The organism is Parasphingomonas puruogangriensis, assembly GCF_036663635.1.
Taxonomy (GTDB): Bacteria; Pseudomonadota; Alphaproteobacteria; order Sphingomonadales; family Sphingomonadaceae; genus Sphingomonas.
The window spans coordinates 64,570-88,506 of sequence record NZ_JAXOJI010000007.1 but is presented as its reverse complement, the minus strand read 5'-3'; the positions used below and the strand labels follow the sequence as shown (position 1 = coordinate 88,506).

Here is a 23,937-nt window from a genome sequence, read left to right as displayed (position 1 = left end):
TATCGATGTCCAACAAATGGGTGCTAACGCTGGCTTTTTGGCTGCCAACCGCGGCCATGGCCCAAAGCTCCGTCGAACAGGCGCGAACCATTGCCGGCGAACCCGCCAATGGGCGGCAACGCCTGGTCTTGACCGACCTGCCCCGCACCACCGGCAAGCGGGTCGCGCTGTTCGACGGGCGCAGCTTGGAAAACTGGACGCCGTGGCTCGGTTACGTCGATCCTGCTGCGACTTATAGCAGCACCCCCGAACACAAGCCGATCGGTCCTGAACACAACGGTGATGATTTTGCCGTGCGCCAGATCGACGGCGGCCCCGCGATCCGGGTCAAAGGTCGTACCTGGGGCAGCCTCGTGCACAATGCTGACCTGAGCAACTACCATCTTCGGCTGCAATATAAGTGGGGGGCAAAGACCTGGGCGCCGCGTAAGCACCTGCCACCCAATAACGGCCTCCTCTATCACACGCACGGTGCACCTGGGGAAGTGTTCGGGACATGGCAACCGTCGATGGAATTCGAGATCATGAAGGGCTCGACCGGCATGGCCGTCGCCGTCGGCGACAAAGTCCGGGGGCGGATCACCGTCACCTCCGATCCATCCTTGATCGCGCCGCATTTGCGATTCCGCGTGGGCGGGCAGCAGATCGACATGGCCAACGGCACCCCGACCTGGAACGTCGAAGCCGCCACCGACGCGGAACGGCCGTTAGGACAATGGAATACGCTCGATCTGTATGTGCTTGGTGACCGCGCGATCCATGTCGTGAACGGCGTACCGGTTGCGGCAGTCACGGACATGGCGACCACCGCGCCTGATGGTACACGCGTGCCGCTGACACACGGGCATATCCAGCTCCAGTCCGAGGGCGCGGAGACATTGTTTCGAGCAATTACCGTTGAACCTATTGGCAGTTTGCCCAAAATCGTTGTTGCAGGCCAGTGATGGAAATCCCGCGCATTACCAGGATGCGATGGCGCTTAGATCCATCGATGCGGTAACGATCTACACCCGGGCGGAAGCAATCAGGAAGCTGATCGCGTAGGGCGTGCAAACCAACCGCTGATCCCGGAACGATAGACTGTAGCGCTCACCCATGCGGCGCTATGGCGCGGTTGATGAACGCACCACTGACCACCCTACGGCTTGGCAAGAATGTGCGCCTCGCTCTCAGCATTCGCGTGCGATCAATCGCCGCTACTCGGACCAATCGCGATAGCGGCGGAAGGGCGATCGGCATAACCAGCGTCGCCATGCTCGCGCAGAGCGGCAATAGATCCGTGGTCGGCTTCGGCCAGGGGCCACCGCCAAAGTCTTAACCTGCGATGCCTAACGCTCCGACCTAAGTTCCCGGAGAAATTGCGTGGCGAAATTTGCCGACATATTGAGAAACGCAGGCGTCGAAGGTCGCGTGCAGGCGCCAGAGGGGCGTGAGCAAGCCATCCGCGGTCTCGCCCCGCTGAGCAATCGAATCTACGGCCTGGCCGCCATCACTGCCGTTATCGCGCTACTGCTCGGTTCGTTGGTTCTACAGAGCAGCTCTCAAAATCAGAAAGCCTTTGGAAGGGTTAGCCACACCCAGAATGTGCTCGTCAGCCTTGATGCGCTCGAAGCAAGTCTTCGTCGCGCAGAGTCGCGTGCTCGAGGGTACATGATAAATAAGGAAGAAACATACGTTATTGGCCTCGATGCGGATGTCTCTCAAGCCAACGCTATAGGAGACAGGCTAAAAGGGCTCGTTCGCGACAACCCAGTGCAGGAGAAACGTGCCGAGCAGCTGGCACTACTCGCTGCGGAAAAGGGGCGAGCCACAGCACAAATCGTTGAGCGGACAAGGGCCGCCCCCCCCAACGCGATACCAGACTTTCGGGAACGGATGCGTGGCCGGGACCTGATGACGGCGGTGACCGAACATGTCCGCAAGATGCGTGACGAAGAAACGAGGCTGTTGTCAGTTCGAACAGCCGCAGCGGCACTGTCTGCTGCCCGTGTGAGAACGCTGCTACTGTACGGCTGCCCGCTTCTAGTATTGCTAATCGGGGCCATTGCCTGGCTGATCCGCGCAAGCATATCACGACCGCTACGCGACCTGCTCCAAGCGGTGACACGTTTCGGAAGTGGCGAACTGACCGCCCGCGCCGCCACGACCACTCGTGACACGGAGTTTGGCCGGTTGGCTTTGGCCTACAACCAAATGGCCGATCAACTTGCCACCACGATGGTGGACTTAGATGCGGCGCGGCAGCGGGCGGAATCGGCTGTTCAGGCCAAATCCAGCTTTCTGGCAAACATGAGCCATGAGATCCGCACTCCTATGAACGGCGTGATCGGTTTCACCGACCTGCTGCTCACTGGCGATCTAACGCGCGAACAGCGCCGTCAGGCCGAGCTGATTGCTGATTCTGGCCGTGCCATGATGCGATTGCTTAACGACATCCTCGACTTTTCCAAGGTGGAGGCTGGCCAGATGCAGATTGCGCACGAAGCATTCAATTTACGCCATGCGATCAATGCATGCTTGACGCTCGTAAGGCCAGCTGTTGAGCGCAAGGGTGTGACATTACACTTGGAGTTTTCCGAGGCTTTGCCGACAATGCTGTGCGGCGACGGCCTTCGCCTCCGGCAGATCGTCCTTAATCTGCTCGGTAATGCTGCCAAATTTACTTGGCAGGGCTCTATCACAGTGCGCGTGGCCCCGGTCAAAGGCGGTTTGGGAACGACTTACACTGTGACCGTGGAGGATACCGGCATAGGCATACCGCGAGATCGCCATGCCGCAATCTTCGAGGCTTTTGTGCAAGCCGAGGCTACAACAGCAGGCCGTTTTGGCGGCACGGGTCTAGGACTGCCTATCAGCGCTCGGCTAGCCGAGTTGATGGGCGGCCAGCTCGCGCTCGATACCGATGTAGGAGGTGGGTCCCGCTTCGTGCTCACCTTACCGCTGGTGATAAAAGCGGGGGACGACGCCAGCACTCGTCAGCTTGACCCGGGCACGGGCACATTGCCTGATATGTCTCTTCCAGCTGGGCGCCAGATGCACGGTCGGGTGCTGGTGGCTGAGGATCATGACGTCAACCAGCTCCTAATTACAGCTATGCTACAGCAGCTAGGCTGGGACATCGATATCGCTGCAAACGGGGCCGAAGCAATCACTATGATTGATAAAGCACAGACGCTTGGCCAGCCTTATCATCTTGTGCTGATGGACATCCAAATGCCCGTAATGGATGGAGTTGAAGCCACACGGCGACTACGCGCGCAGGGATTTACGGCAATTGAGCTACCGATCGTGGCGCTGACCGCCAACGCTTACGCTGATGATATCACCATGTGTTTATCAGCTGGAATGCAGGACCACCTCGCAAAGCCTGTAACGTTAGCTACTTTGCGGCAAGCGCTGCGGCGGTGGGCTCAGCTCCAAAAAGCCTCGCCCGTTCCAGTGACGGCGTCCGCGCCAAATGCTGGGCCTAGCGGTACGGTCGGTGACCGATACCGTGTCCGGAAGCTAGAAACGCTTGAAGCGCTCGACGAGCTAGTACGGCGCGGCCTTTACTCTGACGCTGAGCTATCTGATGTGGCAGACCTGCTGCACAAGCTGGCTGGAACGGCGGGAATGTTTCAGGAAGCAGATCTCGGTGATCGGGCCCGCATTCTAGAGGAAGGCATTCGCAACTGGAACGTGGACGGTCGCGCCGAACGTGTCCGCTCCGCGATAGACGACATCCGTGCCGCTTCATAACCCCTCCAAATACGGTCGCAGCTCACGGCCAGTAATATTCCTTAGTTTGATCAACGTTGACTTTGGTGTTTACGCTCGAGCAGGTAGCGTGTGTTTCTCCCCCCAACTTTAGCACGCTGCTATGTGGGACGATCCGTCCGATCATTCCCCCCGGGCGGATCGTCTCATGTTTCAGCGGTCATCGGTCGCGATTGTTGCGTGATGGCTGTCAACGCAAGCCGCCCTCGCCCTAAGCGGTCGAAAAGCGCGTCAAACGTCTCGTGAACGCGACGTGCTATCCTTGCCAATAGATCCCACCGACTGCGGCGGTGGTCGAAGATGTCGGGATTGCCAGCGGGCTTAAACACGCTTCAGCGGACCGCGACGAGCCTCGGGATCACGGCTCCAGCCGCGCCCCCATGCGCGCGGCGAAATATTCCAGCGCGGCAATGCGGCGCCACAACCCGCTGTCGCCAATCCGATCGATACGGAAGAAGCGGCGCATGGCGGGGAAGTCGAGATCGATCACGCGGCCCATATAATCGGACGACAGCAGCCCGCCATGTTCGTCGGACATCGGTTTCAACCGGCGCTGGATGGCGTAGCTCTTTTCGCGCAACCAGATCGGGCGGGCCCGGGTGGACCATTCTTCCAGCCGATGGCGGCGTCCCGGCGACCCGGTAAAATCGTGGCCATAAGCCGATGGCTCCGCCGCCAAGGCCGGATCGATCGCGTTCAATAGCATCGCTTCGAATCGCCCTGCCCGCTTGAGGGGCATCGGCAAGGTCAGCGCCGCGGCGACCATTCGGTGATCGATGAACGGCATAGCATAGGCTCCGACGCGCCCTTCCAGGCTGATCTCGCGCCCGAACAAAGCGCGGCAGCGCACGCGAGGATAGGCCTGCTCGATCCGCGCGCGGGCCAGGGGGCGCGCGATATCCTCGGCGTCGAGCGCGACGGCGATCTTGTCGGCGATGCGCGCCATGAAAGCGCGATAGTCGAAAACTTCCGTCACATCGGCAAGGCTGACCCGCGCGAAAAAGGCCCGCGCCACGTCGCGCGCGCTGAGCGGACGGTCCGGTAGATAGAAGAAGTTGCGGAAGATCTCGCCACAGCCGCCCGATATGGCGAGCGCGCCATCGGCATGACGTGCCTGTTGCGCGAGCAGATTGCCGCCATTGTCGAAGATATTGCCGAAATTAGGCAGTGCATCCGATTGCTCGAAATTGATCTCGACCTGCGCGGCAAAGGCCTCCGGCGCCAATTGCACGGTTGCTGCCTTGTCGATCCACCGTACGTCAAAGCCCTGCCGCGCGCCGATCTGACGCGCGATGGCCACGTCGGTATCGCCCGGCGGGCCATAGACATAAACGCTAGGCGCGGCGCCTGCGGCGCGCAAGGCGGCGAGCACCAAGCGCGAATCGAGCCCACCCGAGAGCGGGCAGTGCATCGCGTCGCCATAATGCTGCACGAACGGCTCGATCGTCGCCATCAGTCGATCGCGATGCGTGACCAGCCGGTCAGCCAGCGTTTCGTCGGTGGTCGCAATGGGCAGGTCCTTACGCAACGCGTGCGTGCGGATGCCATCCGGCGTCAGTTCGATCATCCGGTCTGGGCCGAGTGTCTTTAGCCCGTCGATCACGGTGTCATCGCCGATCGCCGCGGCGTTGAAAGCATATTCGTACAGGCCTTGGCGGTCGAAGCGCAGCCGCGGCATGCAGGCGGTCGCCGCCAGAAACGATGTCGAGAAGAAGCTGCCCTCGACATCATGGAATAATTGATAGGAGGCGAAATAATCGCAGAACAAGAAATTGCGGCCGCCTTGCCGTACCATGGCGACGAACTCGCCGCCGATGCGCGACCAATCGATGCTGGGCAGCGCCGCGGTGTCGAGCAAGCGCGCCAGTGCCGCCGCGCCGATCAGCCCGTCATAGACCAGCGTGCCTGCAACCACGACACGATCGTCGCCACGGACCAGCATGGTGGGGACACTGCCCGTCATTGGCGGCCAGTGCAGCGCCTGCCAGCCAGGCACCGCGAACGCGGTGGGATCGGCGAAACCATGCGCCCGAAATTGCGACCGCGCGGCCGCTAGCGACGCAGGCTCGGTTGCGGTAACACGCTCGAGGAACAGGCCTGCCATGCCCGCTAGCTATTGGATCTACTGTTAATATATCGCAACTGCCGGCAACGCGACGCGCCTGTCGGGGCGATTAACCCGCGCCTAACCATCGCGCGGTAAGACGGGGCAAGCTTTGCGCAGCGTGCTGCGCGAACGACGGCACGGCTATTTGGGAAACACATGCGGGATCTGGTTTTCCTCGGCTACCTGCTGGTGCTGCTGGCCATGGGCTTCCGCCGTCCATTCCTGTTCGTGCTCGGTTACGTTTACATCGATCTCGTATCCCCCCAGCGCCTCGCCTATTACATCCTCGCGGCGATCCCGATCTCGCTGATCTTCTTCCTGTGCGCGGTGCTCGGCTGGCTGGTGGCGGACAATAAGGAAGGGATGCGACTGGCGCCGCGCCAGTTGCTGATGCTGCTGATGCTATTGTGGTGCGGCTACACCACGATGAACGCAGATTTTCCGATCGACGCCGCGGAGAAATGGGATTGGGTGTGGAAAACGCTGACCTTCGCGATTTTCCTGCCCTTCACGCTGCGCACAAGGCTGCGCATTCAGGGGCTGCTGGCGTTCATGATTCTGGCGGCGGCGTCGATCATCATTACCGGTGGCATTAAGACGCTGGCGTCGGGCGGCGGGTATGGCGAGCTCAACTTGGGCGTGGCCAATAATAGCGGGCTGTACGAAGGCAGCACGATCTCCACCGTGGCGGTGGCGATCATTCCCTTGATCCTATTCATGCTGCGCCATGACACGATTTTTCCGCGCGGCAAGCTGAAGGCGTTGTTCTGCTACGCATTGATCTTTGCCTGTCTGCTCATTCCAATCGGCACGGTAGCGCGCACCGGGCTGCTATGTCTCGCCGTGCTCGGCGTGCTGATGCTACGCAACACCAAGCGCCGCATTCTCTATCTATGCATCGCCGCGGCCGGCGTGGCGGTGGCGATCCCGTTTCTGCCCGCCACCTATACGCAACGCATGAACACGATCGGCAGCTATCAGGCCGACGAATCTGCTTCGACCCGCGTCGCGGTGTGGAATTGGACGTTGGATTATGTCCGCGTGCACCCCAATGGTGGCGGGTTCGGGGCATATCGGCAAAATCGCTTTGCCTACAATACCGTGACCGTGCCGACTGACGGATCTGCCCCGATCGTCGAGAAGATGGTCGATTCGGGCCGCGCCTGGCACAGCAGCTATTTCGAGATGCTGGGTGAGCAGGGTTGGGTGGGGCTAGCCATGTGGCTGCTGCTCAATCTGGCCGGGCTATTCCGCATGGAGCTATTGCGGCATCGCTATCGCAAGGATCCCGCGCTAGCCTGGATCGCAGAACTGGCCGCAGCGCTGCAGGCAGCACAAATCGTCTATCTGGTCGGCTCATTGTTCATCGCCATCGCCTTCCAGTCGTTCATCTACATGCTGATCGGGTTACAGATCGGGCTCGATGCCTATGCCGCGCGGCAGCGCAAGCGCGAGCCATGGGGTCGGCCCAAGCGGCAAGCGCCATCCAGCGAGATCGTGTCTTTTGACGCATCCAAAAGCGTTGCCGACGGTTCTGCTGCCAGCAACGGAGACAGAGCATGGCGATTTTCAACAAGGACATAATCGAGCTGGCGAGCAAGAATGACTTCTTTCAGAAAGAAGTCTTTCGCGACGCCAAGGTGCAGATCGTGCTGATGAGCATTCCCGCCGGCGAGGATATTGGAATGGAAACCCACCCTGCCGACCAGACCACCTTCTTCGTCAGCGGCGAGGGCCAGGCGACCGTCGATGGCGGGCATAACAAGGTCTCGCCTAATCACATGATCGTCATCCCCAAGGGCGCCGAGCACAATATCATCAACAAGGGCAGCGGGCCGCTCAAGCTGTTCTCGGTCTATGCCCCGCCGGCCGAGCCGGCTGGTGTGGCGCACAAGACCAAGGCCGATGCCGAGGCTGCCGAAGAGGGCTTCGTGTCGCGCGCGGCCAAGAAGATCAAGGCGGCCGTCACCGGCTGAGTTGGGTGTCGGCACCGCCCCCGGTGACGCCCGACGGCCGCTATATCATGGTGCGCGGCCGGTTGTGGCGGCGCACCAATCCGGAGCTGGCCGAGGAGTTGCGGGCAACTTTAGTTGCCGAATTGATGGGCGCTCGGCGCGCGGTGGGCCAAGCGTTGCGCGCCAACGATGCGCCGGGGCTGGCGGCGGCGCGCGCCGCGGTCGATCGCGTCAAAGTCGCGCTGGGCGAGCGTGGTCCGGTGTGGTGGCAGGACGGAGCGCCCGATTTCAACAGGCACATGGCGCGCACCACCGCTTACGCCGAGTGGGCATCGACGATCGCCGCGGATTGACTGATCAGAAGTCGAACACGCCGCCGGGATAGGCAGCGACGAAACGGTCCGCCGGTTCGTCCGCCGCGGCCAGAGCTGCGATCAGCCCGCACGCCGGCGCGTCGCGCGATTCGTTGGTCAGCTGGAACGTGCCCCAATGAATACCGAGCGCCCGCCCCGCGCCGAGGTCGCGCAGAATGCGTACCGCCTCGCCGGGATCGGCATGCTGCGCCGACATGAACCAGCGCGGCGCATAGGCGCCGATCGGGATCAGCGCCACATCTGGACTGCCATAACGCGCGCGGATATCCCGGAAGATCGCACCGTCGCCATACGCCGTGTCGCCGGCAAACCAGATACTGCCCGCAGGCGTGTCGATCCAATGCCCGGCCCATAGCGCCATGCGCCGATCACGCGCGCCACGCGCTGACCAATGGTTGGCGCGCGTCAGCGTCGTGGTGCAACCGGGGGCGATGGCGATGCGGTCGTGCCAGTCGCCCTCGGCGGTCCGCGCGCCCGGCACCGCGCGGGCGACGATCGCGGCATTGCCCAGCGGCATGATCATCAATGGCGCATGATCGGCGTGCAGCCGCTGCAACGTGGCGATGTCGAGATGGTCGTAATGGTTATGGCTGAGCAGCACCACGTCGATCGGCGGCAGATCGGCAAAAGCGATGCCCGGTGCGGTGACGCGCTTGGGACCGGCGAAACGGACCGGGCGGGCGCGTTCAGACCACACCGGATCGGTCAGCAGGTTCACGCCCGCCGCCTGGATCAGCAGGCTAGCATGACCGGCCATCGTGGCGCGCAGCCCCGCAACCCGCTCGTCGGGCCTGGCCGGCGTGACCGGCACCGACCGCGGCCAGCGCGCCGGGCGTTCGCCCAGCTTCCAACGCAGGACCTCGCCAAGCGTCCGGTCCGTCGCCGGTTGCCCGGGATTGAAGAAACGGGTGCCATCGAAATGATCTGACAGCGCGCCAGCGTAATAGGGATTTTGCGCCATGCCGGGCTTCTCCGCTGGCGCGCCCGAAGTGTCGAGCGAATCGTCAGGCCAGGGCGATAAAGGCCGCGCCGGGGATGGCGATCGCAATCGGGTCGGTCAGCGTGCCGTCCGGCTGGATGGTGAACGCCGTGACGGTGTCGCCGCCTTCATGCGCAACGAGCAGCCGCGCAACCACATCGAGCACGAATAAGAAGCGCGGCGACGTGTTGCCACTGGGAACCTGCCCGATCGGTGTCGGCGCGCCGGACCCGTCGAGCGCGAATATCGCGACACTGTCATGGCCGCGATTGCCGACATACAGTCGGTCGGCGGCGCGGTTGAGCGCCATGCCGCCGGCCAGGTTGCGGCCGGCAAAGCTGCCCGCCAGCGTCGGCACACTGGCTCCTGCGGCAAAGCCCGTGCCGTCACGATGCAGTACGGTGATGGTCGCAGCCATTTCGCTGGCGAGATAGGCCATCGGCAGGTGCGGGTGGAACAACAAGTGCCGCGGCCCCGATCCGCCCGGCGCGGTATAGGCGATGGCCGCATTGCCCAACGCACCGGTCGCCGCGTGGACGCGATAGCGCAGGATCCGATCGGTGCCGAGATCGACGGCGATCAGGCTTCGCCCGTCATCATCGAACCCGACCCAATGGGCGTGCGGGCCTTGTTGCCGCGCATGATCTGGACCGCTGCCGTCGAGGCGTTGCAGCGCCATCGGACCGTGCGGCAGACCAGCCGGGTCGAGCGCCAGCACGGCGATCGAGCCGCTCTCATAATTGGCAACCGCCAGCCAGCGTCCGTCGGGGTGCAGCGCAAGGTGGCACGGCGCAGCACCACCAGTGGTAGCGATAGCGAGGCGCTGCCAGCCATCGGCTATGCGCCGGCAGGCCACAACGGACCCAGCGTGTTCGTCGACCAGATAGAGGAGCCCATTCGCCGATGCGCGCACCCCGAACGACGCGTTGGCGAACACCGCTTCCGGCGTGCCGACGCTCCAGCTATCGGTGGCCGGCGCGTAGGACAACGGATACAATCCCTGTCCCCCGGACTCGGTATAGGTGCCGACGATGAGTTCGATAACGTGCGTGTCCAAGCGCCTTTTTCTTAGCGGCTTCTGGCCGCCCCTGCATCTTTCTAAGTAGATTTTTCGCCGCCACCTTTCTCGATCATACTTGCGCCAAAGGCTCGGTGGGGGCCGTTGGCGCCGGCTTAGCGTTGCAGTACAGGCCGAACAACACGATGCAGACATAACAGACGGCCGGCAGCACGAGCGCGAAGTGCAACCCCTGCAGATCGGCAAGCGCACCGGTCAGCCATGGTACTATCGCGCCACCAACGATTGCTGTGGCGATCACGCCCGATCCCTCCGCGGCGCGCGTGCCCAGGCCCTGGCTCGCTAGGCTGAAGATCGTCGGGAACATGATCGCGTTCATCAACCCGATCGCTAGCAGGGCCCAGCCCGAGACGGCACCGGTAGTGTTGGCGGAAAGCGCGATCAGCGCAATCGCCCCGATCGAGACCGCCGCCAGCACCTTGCCCGGCGAAACAACGCGCAGCACGAACGCGCCGATGAAGCGGCCGACGAGCGCGCCGCCCCAGTAATAGAAGACATGGTTGCCGGCCTCGACATCGCCGACGCCCCAGACACTGCCCTGCATGAGATAATTGACGATCAGCGAGCCGATCGCGACTTCTGCACCGACATAGAGGAAGATGCACGCTGCCCCCATCGCGAACCGTGGACGGCGCAGCAGCGTGAAGGCATGGATGATATTGCCCGTGCGATCCTGTTGTTCGCGCAGCTTGTTGCGCTGCGACCAAACCGCCGCAGCGATCACCAGCAAGGCCACGGCGAGGCCAAGATAGGTGTGCACGATGACGCGCGTGGCGTCTGCACGATAGGCGTCAAGCGCGGCGCCGCTGAGCGACGCCGCGCTGACGCTGGCGAGACCGCCCAGGATCAACACCGAACCGACGCGCGGGAAGATCGTCGTGCCGAGCGAATTGAACGCCTGGGCGAAGGTCAGCCGGCTCGGCGCGGTCTCGGGCGCGCCGAGCATCGAAATCAGCGGGTTGGCAACGACCTGAACGATGGTGATCCCGGCACCGAGCACAAACAGGGCAAGCAAGAACAGTTCGAACGTCGCCGTCGACGAGGCGGGGATGAATAGCAGGCAGCCTGCGGTCATCGTCACCAAGCCGATTGCCGCGGTACGCATGTAACCAGCTCGGCGCACGATCGCTGCGGCGGGCAACGAAAACAACGCATAAGCCAGGAAGAACGCGGTCTGCACCAGCATCGCTGAAGCATGGCTGAGCGTGAACAGCTCCTTCAGCTTGGGAATGATCACGTCGTTGAGGGACGTGATCCCGCCGAAGATGAAGAATAAGGCGAAGACGAACCAGCGCAAGCTGGCGGCGTCGGCCCCGCTACTAGCGGTGGTAGGCGTGGTGTCGGGGGCTAGGGCCATCGTAGCGAATCCGGCTATTGCGAGGGGGACGACGGCGGCAACACACAAACGCCGCCGCGCCAAACAATGCCCGATCGCCGCAGGATGGCCAAGAGCGATCACGTTCGGCGCGATCCGCGCCGCTCAATGCTCAATAATCGGCGGTCTGCGGTGCGGCCCTGATCTCGTCATCAGTGAGCAACACGCGCTTGGGATGCGGCACTGCCTCCAGCGTCGTGTCGCGGTCAATCTCCATCAGCGGTTTGATTCGGCCGTCGCGAATGTCGTAGACCCAGCCGTGCAGGTACAATTCCTGCTTCTTGGCGAACGCCTCTTGCACCGTGGTGGTGCGCGCGAGATTGACCAACTGATCGCGCACGTTGAACTCGACGAAACGGTTGGCCTTTGCTTCCGGCGTCGGCTGATTGCCCAGCTCCTCCCAATGATCGTCGGCGACAGCGCGCGCGGTCTGCAGCCAAGCATCGACCGGCCCGGTTGTGCCCCCATCAAGCGCCGCCTTTACTCCACCGCAGCCATAATGGCCGCAAACGATCAGATGCTTCACGCCGAGCACGGTCACGGCATATTGCAGCACGGACATCAGGTTGAGATCGTGGTCGTTGACCAGATTAGCGATGTTGCGGTGAATGAACATGCCGCCGGGCGGTGACATGGTCATCTGCTCGGGGCTCACTCGGCTGTCCGAGCAACCGATCCAGAGGAATTCGGGTTTCTGGCCCAGCGTCTGCCTTTCAAAAAAGTCAGGCTTTTCTTCGGTCAATTCAAGTGCCCAGGCGCGGTTGGCGAGCAGCAATTGCTTGTAATTCTTCATGCGAAACGGATTCCCGAAGTCGGTGCGTTGATCAGCGGCGCACTGCGCTCGGCCACGTCGCCGCGCACCGTGACGTTGATGCCGCGATAGTCGGCGCCCTTGATGAAGGCGTTGATGACATCGACATTGTCGAGATCGACATAGGAGGTCGACGACAGATCGATCAGCAGGTTGGCCTTGTCGGGCACCTGGTTGAGCTTGGTCTGGAGCTCGTACTTATGGATGAAGTACAGGTTGCGCCGAGCGCGCAGCAGGCAATCATTGTCGTCGCACACGAAAGTGATTGCCGAGCGGAAGTTGCGCGCGATGACGAACACGAAGCCGACGACCAAGCCGATGACGATGCCGATGAGCAGATCGGTGAACAGGATGGCGACGATCGTGACGACGAACGGCACGAACTGCGACCAGCCCTGCTTGAAGCGCTCGGTGAACAGTTTCGGCTTGGTCAGCTTGTAGCCGGTCGCGATCAGCACCGCGGCGAGCGCGGCGAGCGGGATCAGGTTGAGCAGGAACGGGATCAGCGCGACGCTGAGCAACAGCCAGGTGCCATGCATGATGGTCGACGCCTTGCTCTGGGCGCCGGCATCGACGTTCGCCGACGAGCGTACGATCACCGAGGTGACCGGCAGGCCGCCGATCAGCCCGGAGACGATATTGCCCCCGCCTTGCGCCATCATTTCCCAATTCTTGGGCGTGGTGCGGCGCTGTGGATCGAGCTCGTCGACCGCCTTCACGCTGAGCAGTGATTCGAGGCTAGCGACGATCGCCAACGTCACCGCGATGGTCCACACCGCGCCATTGCCGATCTGCGAGAAATCGGGCGTGGCGAAGAACGAGGTGAATTCGCTGAAACTCTTGGCGATCGGCACCTGCACGAGGTGCGATGCACGCAATTGCCATTCCGGCTTGACCAGACCGAGCAGCGCATTGCCACCGACGCCGATCAACACCACCACCAGCGGCCCGGGCACGAAGCGCAGCGGCCCGTCCTTGGGCCGGGCATCCTCCCACCAGAAAAGGAAAGCGAGGCTGATCAGCGCGATCAGTACGGCGCCAGCCGAGAGATGCTGGCGCACGGCATCGACGATCGCGGAGAAGGTGTTTCGGCCATCGGCCTGGAAGAACTCGAAGCTGCCTTCGAAATCGCCATCGTAACCCAGCGCGTGCGGCACCTGCTTGAGGATCAGGATCACGCCGATCGCCGCCAGCATGCCGGTGATCACCGACGAAGGGACAAATTCGGCGGCAATGCCCGAGCGCGTCGCGGCGAGCGCGATCTGGATCACGCCGGCGAGCATCACCGCGAGCAGGAAAGCCTCGAACGACGGCAGGCTCTCGATCGCAGCGAACACGATCACCGTCAGGCCGGCAGCGGGGCCGCTGACCGACAGCGGCGATTTCGACAATGAACCGACCACGATACCGCCGACGATACCGGCGATCACGCCCGAGAAGAGCGGCGCGCCGGAGGCCAAGGCCACGCCGAGACAGAGCGGCAAGGCGACCAGGAACACCACGATCGACGCAGGGAAATCGGCGCGCAAAGTCTTGAATAAGGGTAACGACAAAACGGACCTCGAGTCGGTGCCACGACCTGGATTGGCTGGGCGAACCTTCCCGACCTAGACCAGCGCACGGTGGCGCGGTTCCCTTATTGCGGTGCAGCAATCAAACGTTACAGCCCTGCCACGCCGGGGCAGCACAGCGCGCGCGTCCATCACGATCAGCAACATTTCGGCAAAGGCCCGGGCCGCGTGCAGTTAAAAAGCTACCCGCCGCTACGGCCATTTCGACGTCGCTGGGATAACCTAGCGCCTCAATGATGGCCCTTGCCGAACAGGCGCAGTAGCGGCGGCACGGCCAAGGCCACCAGACCGCCGATCACCAACCCGACAATCGCCGAGGCGATGGCAAAGCCGAGCCATTCGCCGAGCGCGGGCGCGAACGGCATCACTCCGGCAATCGCGTCGCTGACCACATGCGCGGCATGGGGAATCGTCTCGAGATGGAATTCCTCCAGCCCGTGGATCAGGATGCCGCCCCCCACCCAGAGCATCGCCACGGTGCCGATCTTGGCGATCGCCCCCAGCACATATGGCATCGCGCCGACCATCCCGCGCCCCAGCGCCCGCACCGCGCCCTGCCGCTTGGCCAGGTGCAGCCCGATATCGTCCATTTTCACGAGCAGCCCGACCACGCCGTACACGCCGGCGGTAATCATCAACGACACCGCGATCAGCGCCGCCGCCTGGGTCAGGATCGACTGATCGGACACCTCGGCCAGGGAGATGGCCATGATCTCGCCCGATAGGATCAGATCGGTACGGATCGCGCCGCTGACCTGACGGTTTTCGATATCCTCCGCCGTCTGCCCTTCCTCGGGCGCCGCCGTATCGGCATGCGCATGGCCCATGATGGCAGCGAGAATCTTCTCCGCCCCCTCGAACGACAGATAGAGGCCGCCGAGCATCAGGATCGGCGTGATGATCCACGGCAGGAATGCGCTGAGCAGCAATGCGGCCGGCAGCAGGAACAGCAGCTTGTTACGCAACGATCCCTTGGCGATCTTCCAGATGATCGGCAATTCACGCGCCGGCGACAGGCCGGCGATATATTTCGGTGTCACCGCTGCATCGTCGACGACCACGCCGATCGCCTTGGACGACGCCTTCATCGAGGCGGCAGCGACATCGTCGGCCGACGCTGCGGCAAGCCGTGCGATCGCCGCAACGTCGTCGAGCAGCGCGATAAGGCCCGTGGCCATGAGATATCCCCCGATTGTGCGGCACTGCCGACCGTGCGCATCCTTGCGCAGCGCTAACGTCTAGGCGCCTCTAGCGATCCCGACCGCGCGACGACAGACCTGTTTGAGCAAGTTCAACGCATGGCCTCCGCCGGCCTTGACTCCCCCGGGCACAGAGTCGCATTAGAACATAACAGGAACATGTTATGCGTGATTCGGCCACTGCCATTGCCGCGCTCCGGCGCCGTATCTCCCAGGTGGAGGGACTGCGCCAGACGGAAACGTCCGGTGTCGTGCCGCTCGGTCATGCCGGCATCGATGCGCGTCTAGGCGGTGGGCTGGAACGCGGGCGGCTGCACGAGATTTTCGCCGAGACCGAGGATGCCAGCAGCGCGGGCGGCTTCGCCTCGATGATCGTGCGCCGCGCGGAACGGCCCCAGGCGCCGGTCGTGTGGCTGCGGCAGGACGAGGCACAGCGCGCTGGCGGTGTGCTGCACATGCCGGGGCTGGTCGAATTGGGCATCGGTCGCGTCGATCTGGTGATCGGCGTGCTGCCCGATCCGCTCAGCCTGTTGCGCGTTGCCGCGGACGTGGCGCGCTGTGCCGAGGTCGGCGTGATGGTGATCGAATTGTGGAACAATCCGCGCCCGTTGGATCTCACCGGCACCAGGCGCTTGGCGGTGGCGACCGAAGCCTCGGGAGTGACTGCCTTGCTGCTGCGCGTCGGCGCCGAACAGGGGCCGAGCGCAGCGGCGACGCGCTGGTCGATCCGCGCGCTGCCGGCCTTGCCGCTGGAAGCGAACGCGCCGGGTTTTGCGGCGCTGGATATTGAATTGGTGCGTCAGCGCGGTGGCAGGACCGGCGGGCGATGGAGTGTGGAATGGGATCGTGACCAGGCAATCTTCCGTGAACAAGGGCAGCTCGCGGCCGGCCTCCCCCCGGACGCGCCGCTACCTGGGCTTGTGGTTCCCGCTCTTGCCGGCGGAACGGCTCGCGCGTGACGGCGCGGCGCCGGCGGAGGCGCCTTATGCGCTGATCGAGAAAGTGCGCGGCAGCATGCGACTCGCCGCGGTCGATGCCCGTGCGCAAGCGCTAGGCATCGCGATCGACATGACGCTGGCCGATGCCCGCGCGCGCGTGCCTGAACTGGTCGGCCTCGATCACGATCCAGTCGCCGATCATCTGCTGCTCGAGCGCATCGCCGATGGCTGCGATCGTTACACGCCGCTCGTGGCGATCGACCCGCCCGATGGTCTCACGCTCGACATCACCGGCTGCACGCATCTGTTCGACCATGAGGAGACGCTGGCCGACGATCTCGTCGCCCGTCTCGCTACCTACGGCCTGCAAGCGCGCCATGCGCTAGCCGGCACGCCCGAGGCGGCGCAGGCGCTGGCGCGGTTCCAGACCATGCCGGCGGCGGACGAACAGGGGGCGGTGCGACGCCTTGGCGTCGTTGCCCTCCGGCTAGACGACGCGACCGAGCTCGCCTTGCGCCGCGCTGGACTGAAGACGATCGGCGACCTCGCCGGCCGCCCGACCGGCCCGCTCGCCGCGCGCTTCGGTGATGCGATGACCGGCGCGCTAGCGCGGTTGCTGGGCAAATCGGACAGCCGCATCGTCGCCCGTCGTGTCGCCCCGGCGCTGATGGTCGAGCGCCGCCTGGCCGAGCCGATCGCACACACCGAACACGCGCTGCAGATCCTGGGCGACCTCACCGCCGAGGCTGCGCAGGATATGGAGGAGCGCCATCTCGGCGGCCGCCGCTTCGCTGCGCGCTTTTTTCGCAGCGATGGGCTGGCGATCGATCTTGCGGTCGAAACCAGCCTGCCTCTGCGCGATCCCAAAGTGGTGATGCGATTGTTCGACGAGCGGCTGGATACCTTGTCCGATCCGATCGATCCGGGCTTCGGTTTCGATCTGATCCGATTGGCCGTGCCCTCGCTCGCCCCGCTTGCACCGACACAATTGCTGCTCGAAGGCGGTGCAGTGGCTGAAGGCGAGCTTACCGCGCTGATCGATCGGCTCAGCACGCGCATGGGCCGCGGCCGCTTCCGCCGCCTGTCCCCGCGCGACACGCATATCCCTGAGCAAGCCGTGCTAGCCCTACCGGCGATCGACGCGACCACCCCAGCGATTTGGCCCGAGCCCGAGACCGGCGAGCCGCCGATGCGCCCGTTGCACATGTTCGATCCACCGCAGCCGATCCAGGTCACCGCGCAGGTCCCCGACGGCCCACCCCGCCAGTTCCGCTGGCGGCGCAGCTTGCACGATGTACTGCGTTTCGAAGGCCCGGAGCGCATCGCGGCGGAATGGTGGCACGATGCCGGGGCCAAGCTGACGCGCGATTATTACCGCATCGAGGATACGCGCGGCCGCCGCTTCTGGGTGTTCCGGCACGGATTGTACGAAAGCGAACGGCGCGATCCCGGCTGGTACATGCACGGGTTGTTCGCATGAGCATGGCGGGGTTTGCAGAGCTGGTGGCGACGACGAACTATTCGTTTCTGCGCGGTGCAAGTCACGGCTCCGATCTGCTCGATCGCGCCTGGCGGCTGGGCATGAACGCGATCGGCATCGCCGACCGCAACACGGTGGCCGGCGTGGTGCGCGCCTGGTCCGCGCTGAAGAACGCGCCCGACAAGAATCGTGTCGCCATGCTCGCCGCTAAAAAGGCCGCAGGCGAGAAGGAGGAACTGACGCCCGAGGAATGGGCTGCCTGCACCGTCGATCTGCGGCTGGTGGTCGGTGCGCGGCTGGTGTTCGCCGACGGCACGCCTGACATCGTCGCCTATCCCGCCACGCGCTATGGCTGGGGCCGCCTCACGCGCCTGCTGACGCGCGGCAATCTGCGCGCGGTAAAGGGCGATTGCATCCTGAATGTCGATGACCTGATCGATTATTGCCAGGATCTGCTGCTGATCGTCATGTCCGGATCGACCGCGCAGGAGCAGGAACAACACCGCAAGCCGGCCGAATATCAATTCGATGATAGCGCCGATCCGTCAAAGCCATTGCTGCGGCTCGTGTCCAAACCGGACGAGGATATCGTCACGACGCTCCAACGCCTGTCGCGCGCGGCGCCCGACCGGGTGTGGCTCGGCGCGGCAATGCCGCATCACGGGCGCGATGGGCGGGAACTGGTCCGCCTGCAGCGCATTGCGCGCCAGGCCGGCGTGCCGCTGCTCGCCACCAACGACGTGCTGTACGCCACACCGGAGCAGCGCCCGTTGCACGACGTGCTGACCTGCATCCGCGAAGGCACGACAATCGCCGCGGCGGGCAAGAGGCTGGAGGCCAATGCCGAGCGGTATTTGAAAGCACCCGAGGAGATGGCGCGGCTGTTTCGCGATCATCCCGATGCAATCGCACAGACGCAAATCCTGCTGTCGCGCATCGGCTTCGATCTGAAACAGCTGCGCTACGAATATCCGCATGAACCCGTGCCTGAGGGCTGGGATGCCCAGACCTGGCTCGAACATATCGCCTGGCAAGCGGCGATCGAGCGTTATCCCGATTATATGCCGCCCAAGGTGATCGCCACGCTCAGCGAAGAATTCACCCTGATCAGCGCGCGAGGTTACTCTTACTATTTCCTCACCGTGCACGATCTTGTCCAGTTCGCCCGCGCGCAAAATCCGCCGATCCTGTGCCAGGGGCGCGGTTCGGCCGCCAATTCGGCGGTGTGCTTCCTGCTTGGCGTCACCTCGATTGATCCGATGCAGCACGATCTGCTGTTCTCGCGCTTCGTCTCCGAAGAGCGTGACGAGCCGCCCGATATCGATGTCGATTTCGAGCACGAGCGGCGCGAGGAAGTGATGCAATATATTTACCGCCGCTATGGCCGGCACCGCGCCGGCATCGCCGCGACGGTAGCGCATTACCGCTCGCGCAGCACGGTGCGCGAAGTCGCGAAGGCGTTGGGCTTGAGCGACGATATCCCCGAACGGATGGCCAGCACGGTGTGGGGCAGCCATTCCGGCGACATGGAAGAGCGCCGCATCGCCGAAGCCGGCTTTGACGTCGCCAATCCCGAGATCGCCCGATTGCGCTTCATCATGCAGCAGATTCTCGAAGCGCCGTTCCCACGCCATCTGTCGCAGCATGTCGGCGGCTTCGTGCTGACCGAGAACCGGCTCGACGAAACCGTGCCGCTACATCACGCGGCGATGGCCGACCGCACCTTCATCGAATGGGACAAGGACGATATCGATGCGCTCGGACTGATGAAGGTCGATATCCTGGCGCTCGGGATGCTCACCTGCATCCAGAAGAGTTTCACGCTGCTCCGCCAGCACGGCTTTGGCGAGCATACGCTAGAAGTCGATATCGATACCAACGATCCCGCCGTGTACGAGATGCTCGGCAAGGGCGACAGTATCGGCGTGTTCCAGGTCGAGAGCCGCGCACAGATGAACATGCTGCCCCGGCTCCGGCCCAAGAACCTATATGACCTGACGGTGCAGGTGGCGATCGTCCGCCCCGGGCCGATCCAGGGTGACATGGTGCATCCCTATCTCCGACGCCGCACCGGCGTGGAGAAGACCGAATATCCCGAACCCGATCCGCGCTTCGGCCCGCCGGACGAGCTGCGCGATCTGCTCGGCAAGACCTATGGCGTGCCACTGTTTCAGGAACAGGCGATGAAGCTGGCGATCGTCGCCGCCGCCTTCACGCCCTCCGAAGCCAATCAGTTGCGCCGCGCGATGGCCACGTTCCGCAATGTCGGGGGGATGCACAATTTCGAGCAGAAGCTGGTCGAGGGGATGGTCGGTCGTGGCTATCGGCGCGACTTTGCCGAGCGCTGCTACAAGCAGATCGAGGGCTTTGGCAGCTATGGTTTCCCGGAGAGCCACGCGCTGTCCTTCGCGCGATTGGTCTATGTCTCCTCGTGGATCAAATGCCATCACCCCGCGGTGTTCGCCTGTGCGTTGCTCAATTCGCAGCCGATGGGCTTCTACGCCCCGGCGCAGATCGTGCGCGATGCGCGCGAGCATGGCGTCGAGGTGCGCGAGATCGATGTGAATGCCAGTGGCTGGGACAATCATCTCGAACCCTGTGCGGCCGGCCTCGCACTGCGCCTCGGGCTACGCCAGATTACCGGCTTCAAACAGAGCTGGGCGCAAGACTTGGCGCAGGAACGCGACGCGATCCCCTATGACACGATCGAGTCGGTCGCCCGCCGCGCTGGCCTGCCGCAGCGCGCGCTGCGGCTGCTGGCCGATGCCGATGCGTTCCGCTCGATCGCGCTTGATCGGCGGGCGGCGCTGTGGGAAGTGCGCCGCACACCGGATGCCGCGCTGCCCTTGTTCGCCGCAGCCAGCGCGCGCGAGCTTGGCGTGGAAGAGGATCTGGCGCTGCCCGCAATGTCCCCCGCCGAACATGTCGTCGCCGATTACCAGATGACGCGCCTGTCGCTGAAGAACCACCCGATGCATTTCCTGCGCGATGCGCTGGACGCGGAAGGCGTGTCGAGCTGCGCCGCGACCTCGACCGCGCGCAACGGGCAGCGCGTGCGCACTGCCGGCATCGTTTTGGTCCGCCAGCGGCCCGGCAACGGCAAGGCGATCTTCGTGACGATCGAGGACGAAACCGGCGTGACCAATATCGTCTTGTGGGAGCGCACTTTTGAGCGTTTCCGGCGCGAGATCATGTCGGCGCGGTTGATGCTGGTCGAAGGCGAGGTGCAGAAAGCGGGTCCCCGCGACGGCAACGTCGTCCACCTGATGGCGACGCGCGTGATCGATCGTACGCAGATGCTCGATCATCTGGCGGAGAAAGACCGCAAGACATTGCACCTCATGCCGTGCGACGAATTCGAAAGCGGCCAGCCGTCGCGTTATCCAGGCCGTCCGGAAGCCCCCCGCGCCAATAACCCGCGCGACGTGCGCATCATCCCCAAATCCCGTGATTTTCACTAGGAACGCGCGCGCCCGGCGCGCGAAATTGTCGGTCGATCCGGCCACCGGCCAAGTGCGGCTCACGCTGCCGGCGCGCGCTTCGATGAAGAATGCGCTGCGCTGGGCGGGCGAGCAGCAGGACTGGATCGACCGCCAGCTTGCCCGGCTTCCTACCGGGCGGCCGTTCGTGCCTGGCGCGCTGCTGCCATTCGACGATATCGAGCTGCGGGTCGATTGGGACGAAGCCCGGCCGCGCCGCATCCTGCGCGAGGGCGATGTATTGCGCTGCGGCGGGCCAGCCGACGGGCTGTCACGGCGGATCGAATTGTGGCTCAAGCGTGAGGCGTTGCGCATCCTGAGCGCGGATACGGCGGACTTTGCCGCCAGGGCCGGGGTAACGGTGGCCAGCGTGGCGATCGGCGATCCCAAGGCGCGGTGGGGCAGTTGCACATCGCGCGGTGCGATCCGCTATAGCTGGAGACTGATCTTGGCCCCCCGCTTCGTGCGCCGTTCGACCGTGGCGCACGAGATCGCGCACCGCATCCACATGCATCACGGGCCGGACTTCCACGCGTTGGCCGATGCGCTGACCGAAGGCGATCCGGCCGAGTCGCGCGCGTGGCTGCGCGCCAACGGCGCCACGCTTCACTGGTTCGGGCGCGCTTCCTGAGACCGCACGACACTGCGATCGACCGGGCGCTCGGGCGGCGGCGCTACGGCCGGGCGCGGGACTGAGGTCGGGCGGGGCGCAGGCGCCGGGGTACGATCGAGCACGCGATCGATCCAGTCCTGGTCGAGCTGCTCGGGATCCTGCTCCGACACCGGCGGCGGCGCGATCGCGCGCTCCTCCTGCGCGTCGTCCGACGGCGGCTCGGCCTGTTCGATCGGATTGCCATCGGCATCGACGAACACGCCATTGTCGGGCTGGCCAAAATAGCTCTCCTCGTCCGGCTCGAGCTGCCATTCGGGCAACGTGACCTGCGTGTCGAACTGTTCGACCGGGCGACTGGCGACCGCGGTCTTCATGAAGGCGGCGAAGGCGCGGGCCGGCGCGGTGCCGCCCTGTAGCCCGGGCACGACCTTGGCATCGTCGCGGCCCATCCACACGCCGGTGGTGAGGCCGCTGGAGAAACCAACGAACCAGCCGTCCTTGTTCGAGCTCGTCGTGCCAGTCTTGCCGGCGACCGGCCGCCCTATCTGCGCCGCCTTGCCGGTGCCGGTATTGACCGCCGTCTGCAGCAGATCGGTCATTTGCTGTGCGACATAGGGCGCGACCAGCACCTGGCTGCGATCGACCGCCTGGGCATAGATCGTCTCGCCCTGCGCCGTGACCTTGGTAATGCCGTAGGGTAGCACCGCGACGCCCTTATTGGCGACGCTGGCAAATGCGCGGGTCATGTCGAGCAGACGCACGTCCGACGTGCCGAGCACCATCGCCGGGTGCGTATCGACCGGCGTGGTGATGCCGAAGCGGCGCGCCATATCGGCAACCGTGCCGAACCCGACTTCTTGGCCCAGCTTAGCAGCGACCGTGTTGACCGAATAGGCAAACGCCGTGCGCAGCGTCATCTCGCCCCGATTGGCGCCGGAGGAATTGCGTGGACTCCAGCCGTTGATGTTGATCGGCGCATCGACCACTTTGTCCTCGACCTTGTGCCCGGCCTCGAGCGCGGCGAGATAGACGAACAATTTCCACGCCGAGCCAGGCTGACGGACCGCCTGGGTCGCGCGGTTATAGTTGGACGAGACGTAATCGGTGCCGCCGACCATGGCGCGGATCGCCCCGTCGCGGTCGATCGAAACCAACGCGCCTTGCGCCTTGTTCGGCGCATTGGCGCGCACTGCGGCATCGGCGGCGCGCTGCATGTTTAGGTCGAGCGTGGTCCATACTTCCAGCGGGCGCGTCGTCTCATCGATCAGCGTCTCGAGCTGGGGCAGCGCCCAATCGGTGAAATAGCGCACGCTGTTCTGCTTTGGCTCAGGCGCCAGCGTGACCCCCTTGGGATCGGCCATGGCCGCTTCCGCCGCGCTGATCTTGCCGGTTTCCTGCATCAGCTGGATGACCACCCCGGCGCGGCCCACCGCGGCTTCGGCATCGGCGGTCGGCGAATAGCGTGACGGCGCCTTGACCAACCCGGCGATCACCGCGGCCTCGCTCAACGACAAAGTGTTGGCGCCATGGCCGAAGAAACGACGCGAGGCGGCGTCGATGCCGTAGGCACCGCCCCCAAAATAGACCTTGTTGAGATACAGTTCGAGGATCTGGTCCTTGCTGAACTTGCGCTCCATGGCGAGCGCCAGGATCGCCTCGCGCGCCTTGCGGCTTACATCGTATTTGTTCGACAGGAAGATCGTGCGCGCGACCTGCTGGGTGATCGTCGAGGCGCCCTGCAGACGCCGCCCCTGCCCGCGATATTCATAGGCCAGTTTGACCGAGCGGGCGAGACCGATCGGATCAACGCCGAGATGCGCTCGGAAGCGGCGATCCTCCACCGCGACCATGGCATCGCGCATCACTGCCGGGATCTGATCGTAATGCAGCCATTCGCCGTAGCTTGGCCCGAGCGAAACGATCACCGTGCCGTCAGCGGCATGGACTCGGATCATCTGACCATTGGGCGAGGACTTTAGTTCGTCGAAGCTCGGCAGTTGCGAGCGCGCAACATAGACGGCGATGACCAGCCCGATCAGCGCAAGCACGCCAAGCCCGACAAGGATCTTCAGCGCCAGCGCGAAGCGGCGACGCCATGTCGAACGGGTGCGGGTGGATTTCTGTCGGGCCATGCAGCGCCAATACGGATAGGCGCTATATGAAAGCTGAACAAGCGGCCGCGATCGATATTCTGGGGCGCGTAGCCGCAATCACGGCAATAA

18 protein-coding genes are annotated in these 23,937 nt (G+C 64.0%); 10 read left to right on the top strand and 8 right to left on the bottom strand.

What is annotated here, in order from left to right; all coding sequences use genetic code 11:
- The first annotated feature begins 5 nt into the window (after positions 1-5).
- The 3 genes from U1739_RS16185 to U1739_RS16175 all read left to right on the top strand — a co-directional run bounded on the left by U1739_RS16185 (position 6) and on the right by U1739_RS16175 (position 3,738).
- The gene (locus U1739_RS16185; protein WP_332709614.1) at positions 6-944 is read left to right on the top strand and encodes a 3-keto-disaccharide hydrolase; all 939 of its coding nucleotides are present in this window, start codon (positions 6-8) and stop codon (positions 942-944) included.
- 173 nt (positions 945-1,117) lie between these two features.
- Positions 1,118-1,318 (top strand): hypothetical protein, encoded by a 201-nt coding sequence (locus tag U1739_RS16180; protein WP_332709613.1) that lies wholly within the window; start codon positions 1,118-1,120, stop codon positions 1,316-1,318.
- A 44-nt stretch (positions 1,319-1,362) separates the two neighbouring features.
- Positions 1,363-3,738, top strand: a complete 2,376-nt coding sequence (locus U1739_RS16175) for an ATP-binding protein (RefSeq protein WP_332709612.1) — start codon at positions 1,363-1,365, stop codon at positions 3,736-3,738.
- Positions 3,739-4,114: 376 nt separating this feature from the next.
- On the opposite strand, the gene U1739_RS16170 is transcribed toward U1739_RS16175, so the two are convergent.
- Entirely contained in the window at positions 4,115-5,860 is a 1,746-nt protein-coding gene (locus tag U1739_RS16170) for an asparagine synthetase B family protein (protein WP_332709611.1), read from the bottom strand.
- Between the two features lie 159 nt (positions 5,861-6,019).
- Here U1739_RS16170 and U1739_RS16165 point away from each other — a divergent pair, with 159 nt between their 5' ends.
- The 3 genes from U1739_RS16165 to U1739_RS16155 are packed head-to-tail and all read left to right on the top strand — an operon-like array spanning position 6,020 to position 8,171.
- Positions 6,020-7,447 (top strand): putative O-glycosylation ligase, exosortase A system-associated, encoded by a 1,428-nt coding sequence (locus U1739_RS16165; protein WP_332709610.1) that lies wholly within the window; start codon positions 6,020-6,022, stop codon positions 7,445-7,447.
- A complete protein-coding gene (locus U1739_RS16160; protein ID WP_332709609.1) occupies positions 7,423-7,839 on the top strand; it encodes a cupin domain-containing protein in 417 nt (138 codons plus the stop codon). The genes U1739_RS16165 and U1739_RS16160 overlap by 25 nt, the downstream gene beginning before the upstream one ends.
- 47 nt (positions 7,840-7,886) lie before the next feature.
- The gene (locus U1739_RS16155) at positions 7,887-8,171 is read left to right on the top strand and encodes a hypothetical protein (RefSeq protein WP_443025588.1); all 285 of its coding nucleotides are present in this window, start codon (positions 7,887-7,889) and stop codon (positions 8,169-8,171) included.
- Between the two features lie 4 nt (positions 8,172-8,175).
- On the opposite strand, the gene U1739_RS16150 is transcribed toward U1739_RS16155, so the two are convergent.
- The 6 genes from U1739_RS16150 to U1739_RS16125 all read right to left on the bottom strand — a co-directional run bounded on the left by U1739_RS16150 (position 8,176) and on the right by U1739_RS16125 (position 15,184).
- Positions 8,176-9,153, bottom strand: coding sequence for an MBL fold metallo-hydrolase (locus U1739_RS16150; RefSeq protein ID WP_332709607.1), 978 nt, complete (start codon positions 9,151-9,153; stop codon positions 8,176-8,178).
- Positions 9,154-9,196: 43 nt separating this feature from the next.
- Positions 9,197-10,228 carry a lactonase family protein gene (locus tag U1739_RS16145; protein WP_332709606.1) on the bottom strand — a complete coding sequence of 344 codons (1,032 nt, stop codon included), beginning with the start codon at positions 10,226-10,228 and terminating at the stop codon, positions 9,197-9,199.
- A 73-nt stretch (positions 10,229-10,301) separates the two neighbouring features.
- Positions 10,302-11,606 (bottom strand): sugar MFS transporter, encoded by a 1,305-nt coding sequence (locus U1739_RS16140; protein ID WP_332709605.1) that lies wholly within the window; start codon positions 11,604-11,606, stop codon positions 10,302-10,304.
- 130 nt (positions 11,607-11,736) lie between these two features.
- Positions 11,737-12,417, bottom strand: a complete 681-nt coding sequence (locus U1739_RS16135) for a carbonic anhydrase (protein WP_332709604.1) — start codon at positions 12,415-12,417, stop codon at positions 11,737-11,739.
- Positions 12,414-13,988: a SulP family inorganic anion transporter gene (locus U1739_RS16130; protein ID WP_332709603.1), complete on the bottom strand. Its 1,575-nt coding sequence runs from the start codon at positions 13,986-13,988 to the stop codon at positions 12,414-12,416. The genes U1739_RS16135 and U1739_RS16130 overlap by 4 nt, the downstream gene beginning before the upstream one ends.
- Positions 13,989-14,236: 248 nt before the next feature.
- Positions 14,237-15,184: a DUF808 domain-containing protein gene (locus tag U1739_RS16125; RefSeq protein ID WP_332709602.1), complete on the bottom strand. Its 948-nt coding sequence runs from the start codon at positions 15,182-15,184 to the stop codon at positions 14,237-14,239.
- A 185-nt stretch (positions 15,185-15,369) separates the two neighbouring features.
- Here U1739_RS16125 and U1739_RS16120 point away from each other — a divergent pair, with 185 nt between their 5' ends.
- Genes U1739_RS16120 through U1739_RS16105 form a run of 4 tightly spaced genes read left to right on the top strand, consistent with a single transcriptional unit; the run spans position 15,370 to position 21,733 of the window.
- On the top strand, positions 15,370-16,164 hold the full coding sequence (locus U1739_RS16120; RefSeq protein ID WP_332709601.1) for an ImuA family protein: 795 nt from the start codon (positions 15,370-15,372) through the stop codon (positions 16,162-16,164).
- Between the two features lie 55 nt (positions 16,165-16,219).
- The gene (locus tag U1739_RS16115; protein ID WP_443025587.1) at positions 16,220-17,623 is read left to right on the top strand and encodes a Y-family DNA polymerase; all 1,404 of its coding nucleotides are present in this window, start codon (positions 16,220-16,222) and stop codon (positions 17,621-17,623) included.
- A gap of 2 nt (positions 17,624-17,625) precedes the next feature.
- Positions 17,626-21,084, top strand: coding sequence for an error-prone DNA polymerase (locus U1739_RS16110; protein WP_443025586.1), 3,459 nt, complete (start codon positions 17,626-17,628; stop codon positions 21,082-21,084).
- Positions 21,071-21,733, top strand: a complete 663-nt coding sequence (locus tag U1739_RS16105) for a M48 family metallopeptidase (protein WP_332709598.1) — start codon at positions 21,071-21,073, stop codon at positions 21,731-21,733. The genes U1739_RS16110 and U1739_RS16105 overlap by 14 nt, the downstream gene beginning before the upstream one ends.
- Here U1739_RS16105 and U1739_RS16100 read toward each other — a convergent pair.
- On the bottom strand, positions 21,709-23,847 hold the full coding sequence (locus tag U1739_RS16100; RefSeq protein WP_332709597.1) for a transglycosylase domain-containing protein: 2,139 nt from the start codon (positions 23,845-23,847) through the stop codon (positions 21,709-21,711). The two genes, U1739_RS16105 and U1739_RS16100, sit on opposite strands and share 25 nt — an antisense overlap.
- Positions 23,848-23,937 lie beyond the last annotated feature (90 nt).

Bases quoted from the DNA above. Each gene is read 5' to 3' on its own strand.
- U1739_RS16185 (WP_332709614.1), top strand. From the start codon at position 6: ATGTCCAACAAATGGGTGCTAACGCTGGCTTTTTGGCTGCCAACCGCG.
- U1739_RS16180 (WP_332709613.1), top strand. From the start codon at position 1,118: ATGAACGCACCACTGACCACCCTACGGCTTGGCAAGAATGTGCGCCTC.
- U1739_RS16170 (WP_332709611.1), bottom strand. From the start codon at position 5,860: ATGGCAGGCCTGTTCCTCGAGCGTGTTACCGCAACCGAGCCTGCGTCG.
- U1739_RS16165 (WP_332709610.1), top strand. From the start codon at position 6,020: ATGCGGGATCTGGTTTTCCTCGGCTACCTGCTGGTGCTGCTGGCCATG.
- U1739_RS16160 (WP_332709609.1), top strand. From the start codon at position 7,423: ATGGCGATTTTCAACAAGGACATAATCGAGCTGGCGAGCAAGAATGAC.
- U1739_RS16155 (WP_443025588.1), top strand. From the start codon at position 7,887: ATGGTGCGCGGCCGGTTGTGGCGGCGCACCAATCCGGAGCTGGCCGAG.
- U1739_RS16150 (WP_332709607.1), bottom strand. From the start codon at position 9,153: ATGGCGCAAAATCCCTATTACGCTGGCGCGCTGTCAGATCATTTCGAT.
- U1739_RS16140 (WP_332709605.1), bottom strand. From the start codon at position 11,606: ATGGCCCTAGCCCCCGACACCACGCCTACCACCGCTAGTAGCGGGGCC.
- U1739_RS16135 (WP_332709604.1), bottom strand. From the start codon at position 12,417: ATGAAGAATTACAAGCAATTGCTGCTCGCCAACCGCGCCTGGGCACTT.
- U1739_RS16125 (WP_332709602.1), bottom strand. From the start codon at position 15,184: ATGGCCACGGGCCTTATCGCGCTGCTCGACGACGTTGCGGCGATCGCA.
- U1739_RS16120 (WP_332709601.1), top strand. From the start codon at position 15,370: ATGCGTGATTCGGCCACTGCCATTGCCGCGCTCCGGCGCCGTATCTCC.
- U1739_RS16115 (WP_443025587.1), top strand. From the start codon at position 16,220: ATGCGACTCGCCGCGGTCGATGCCCGTGCGCAAGCGCTAGGCATCGCG.
- U1739_RS16110 (WP_443025586.1), top strand. From the start codon at position 17,626: ATGGCGGGGTTTGCAGAGCTGGTGGCGACGACGAACTATTCGTTTCTG.
- U1739_RS16100 (WP_332709597.1), bottom strand. From the start codon at position 23,847: ATGGCCCGACAGAAATCCACCCGCACCCGTTCGACATGGCGTCGCCGC.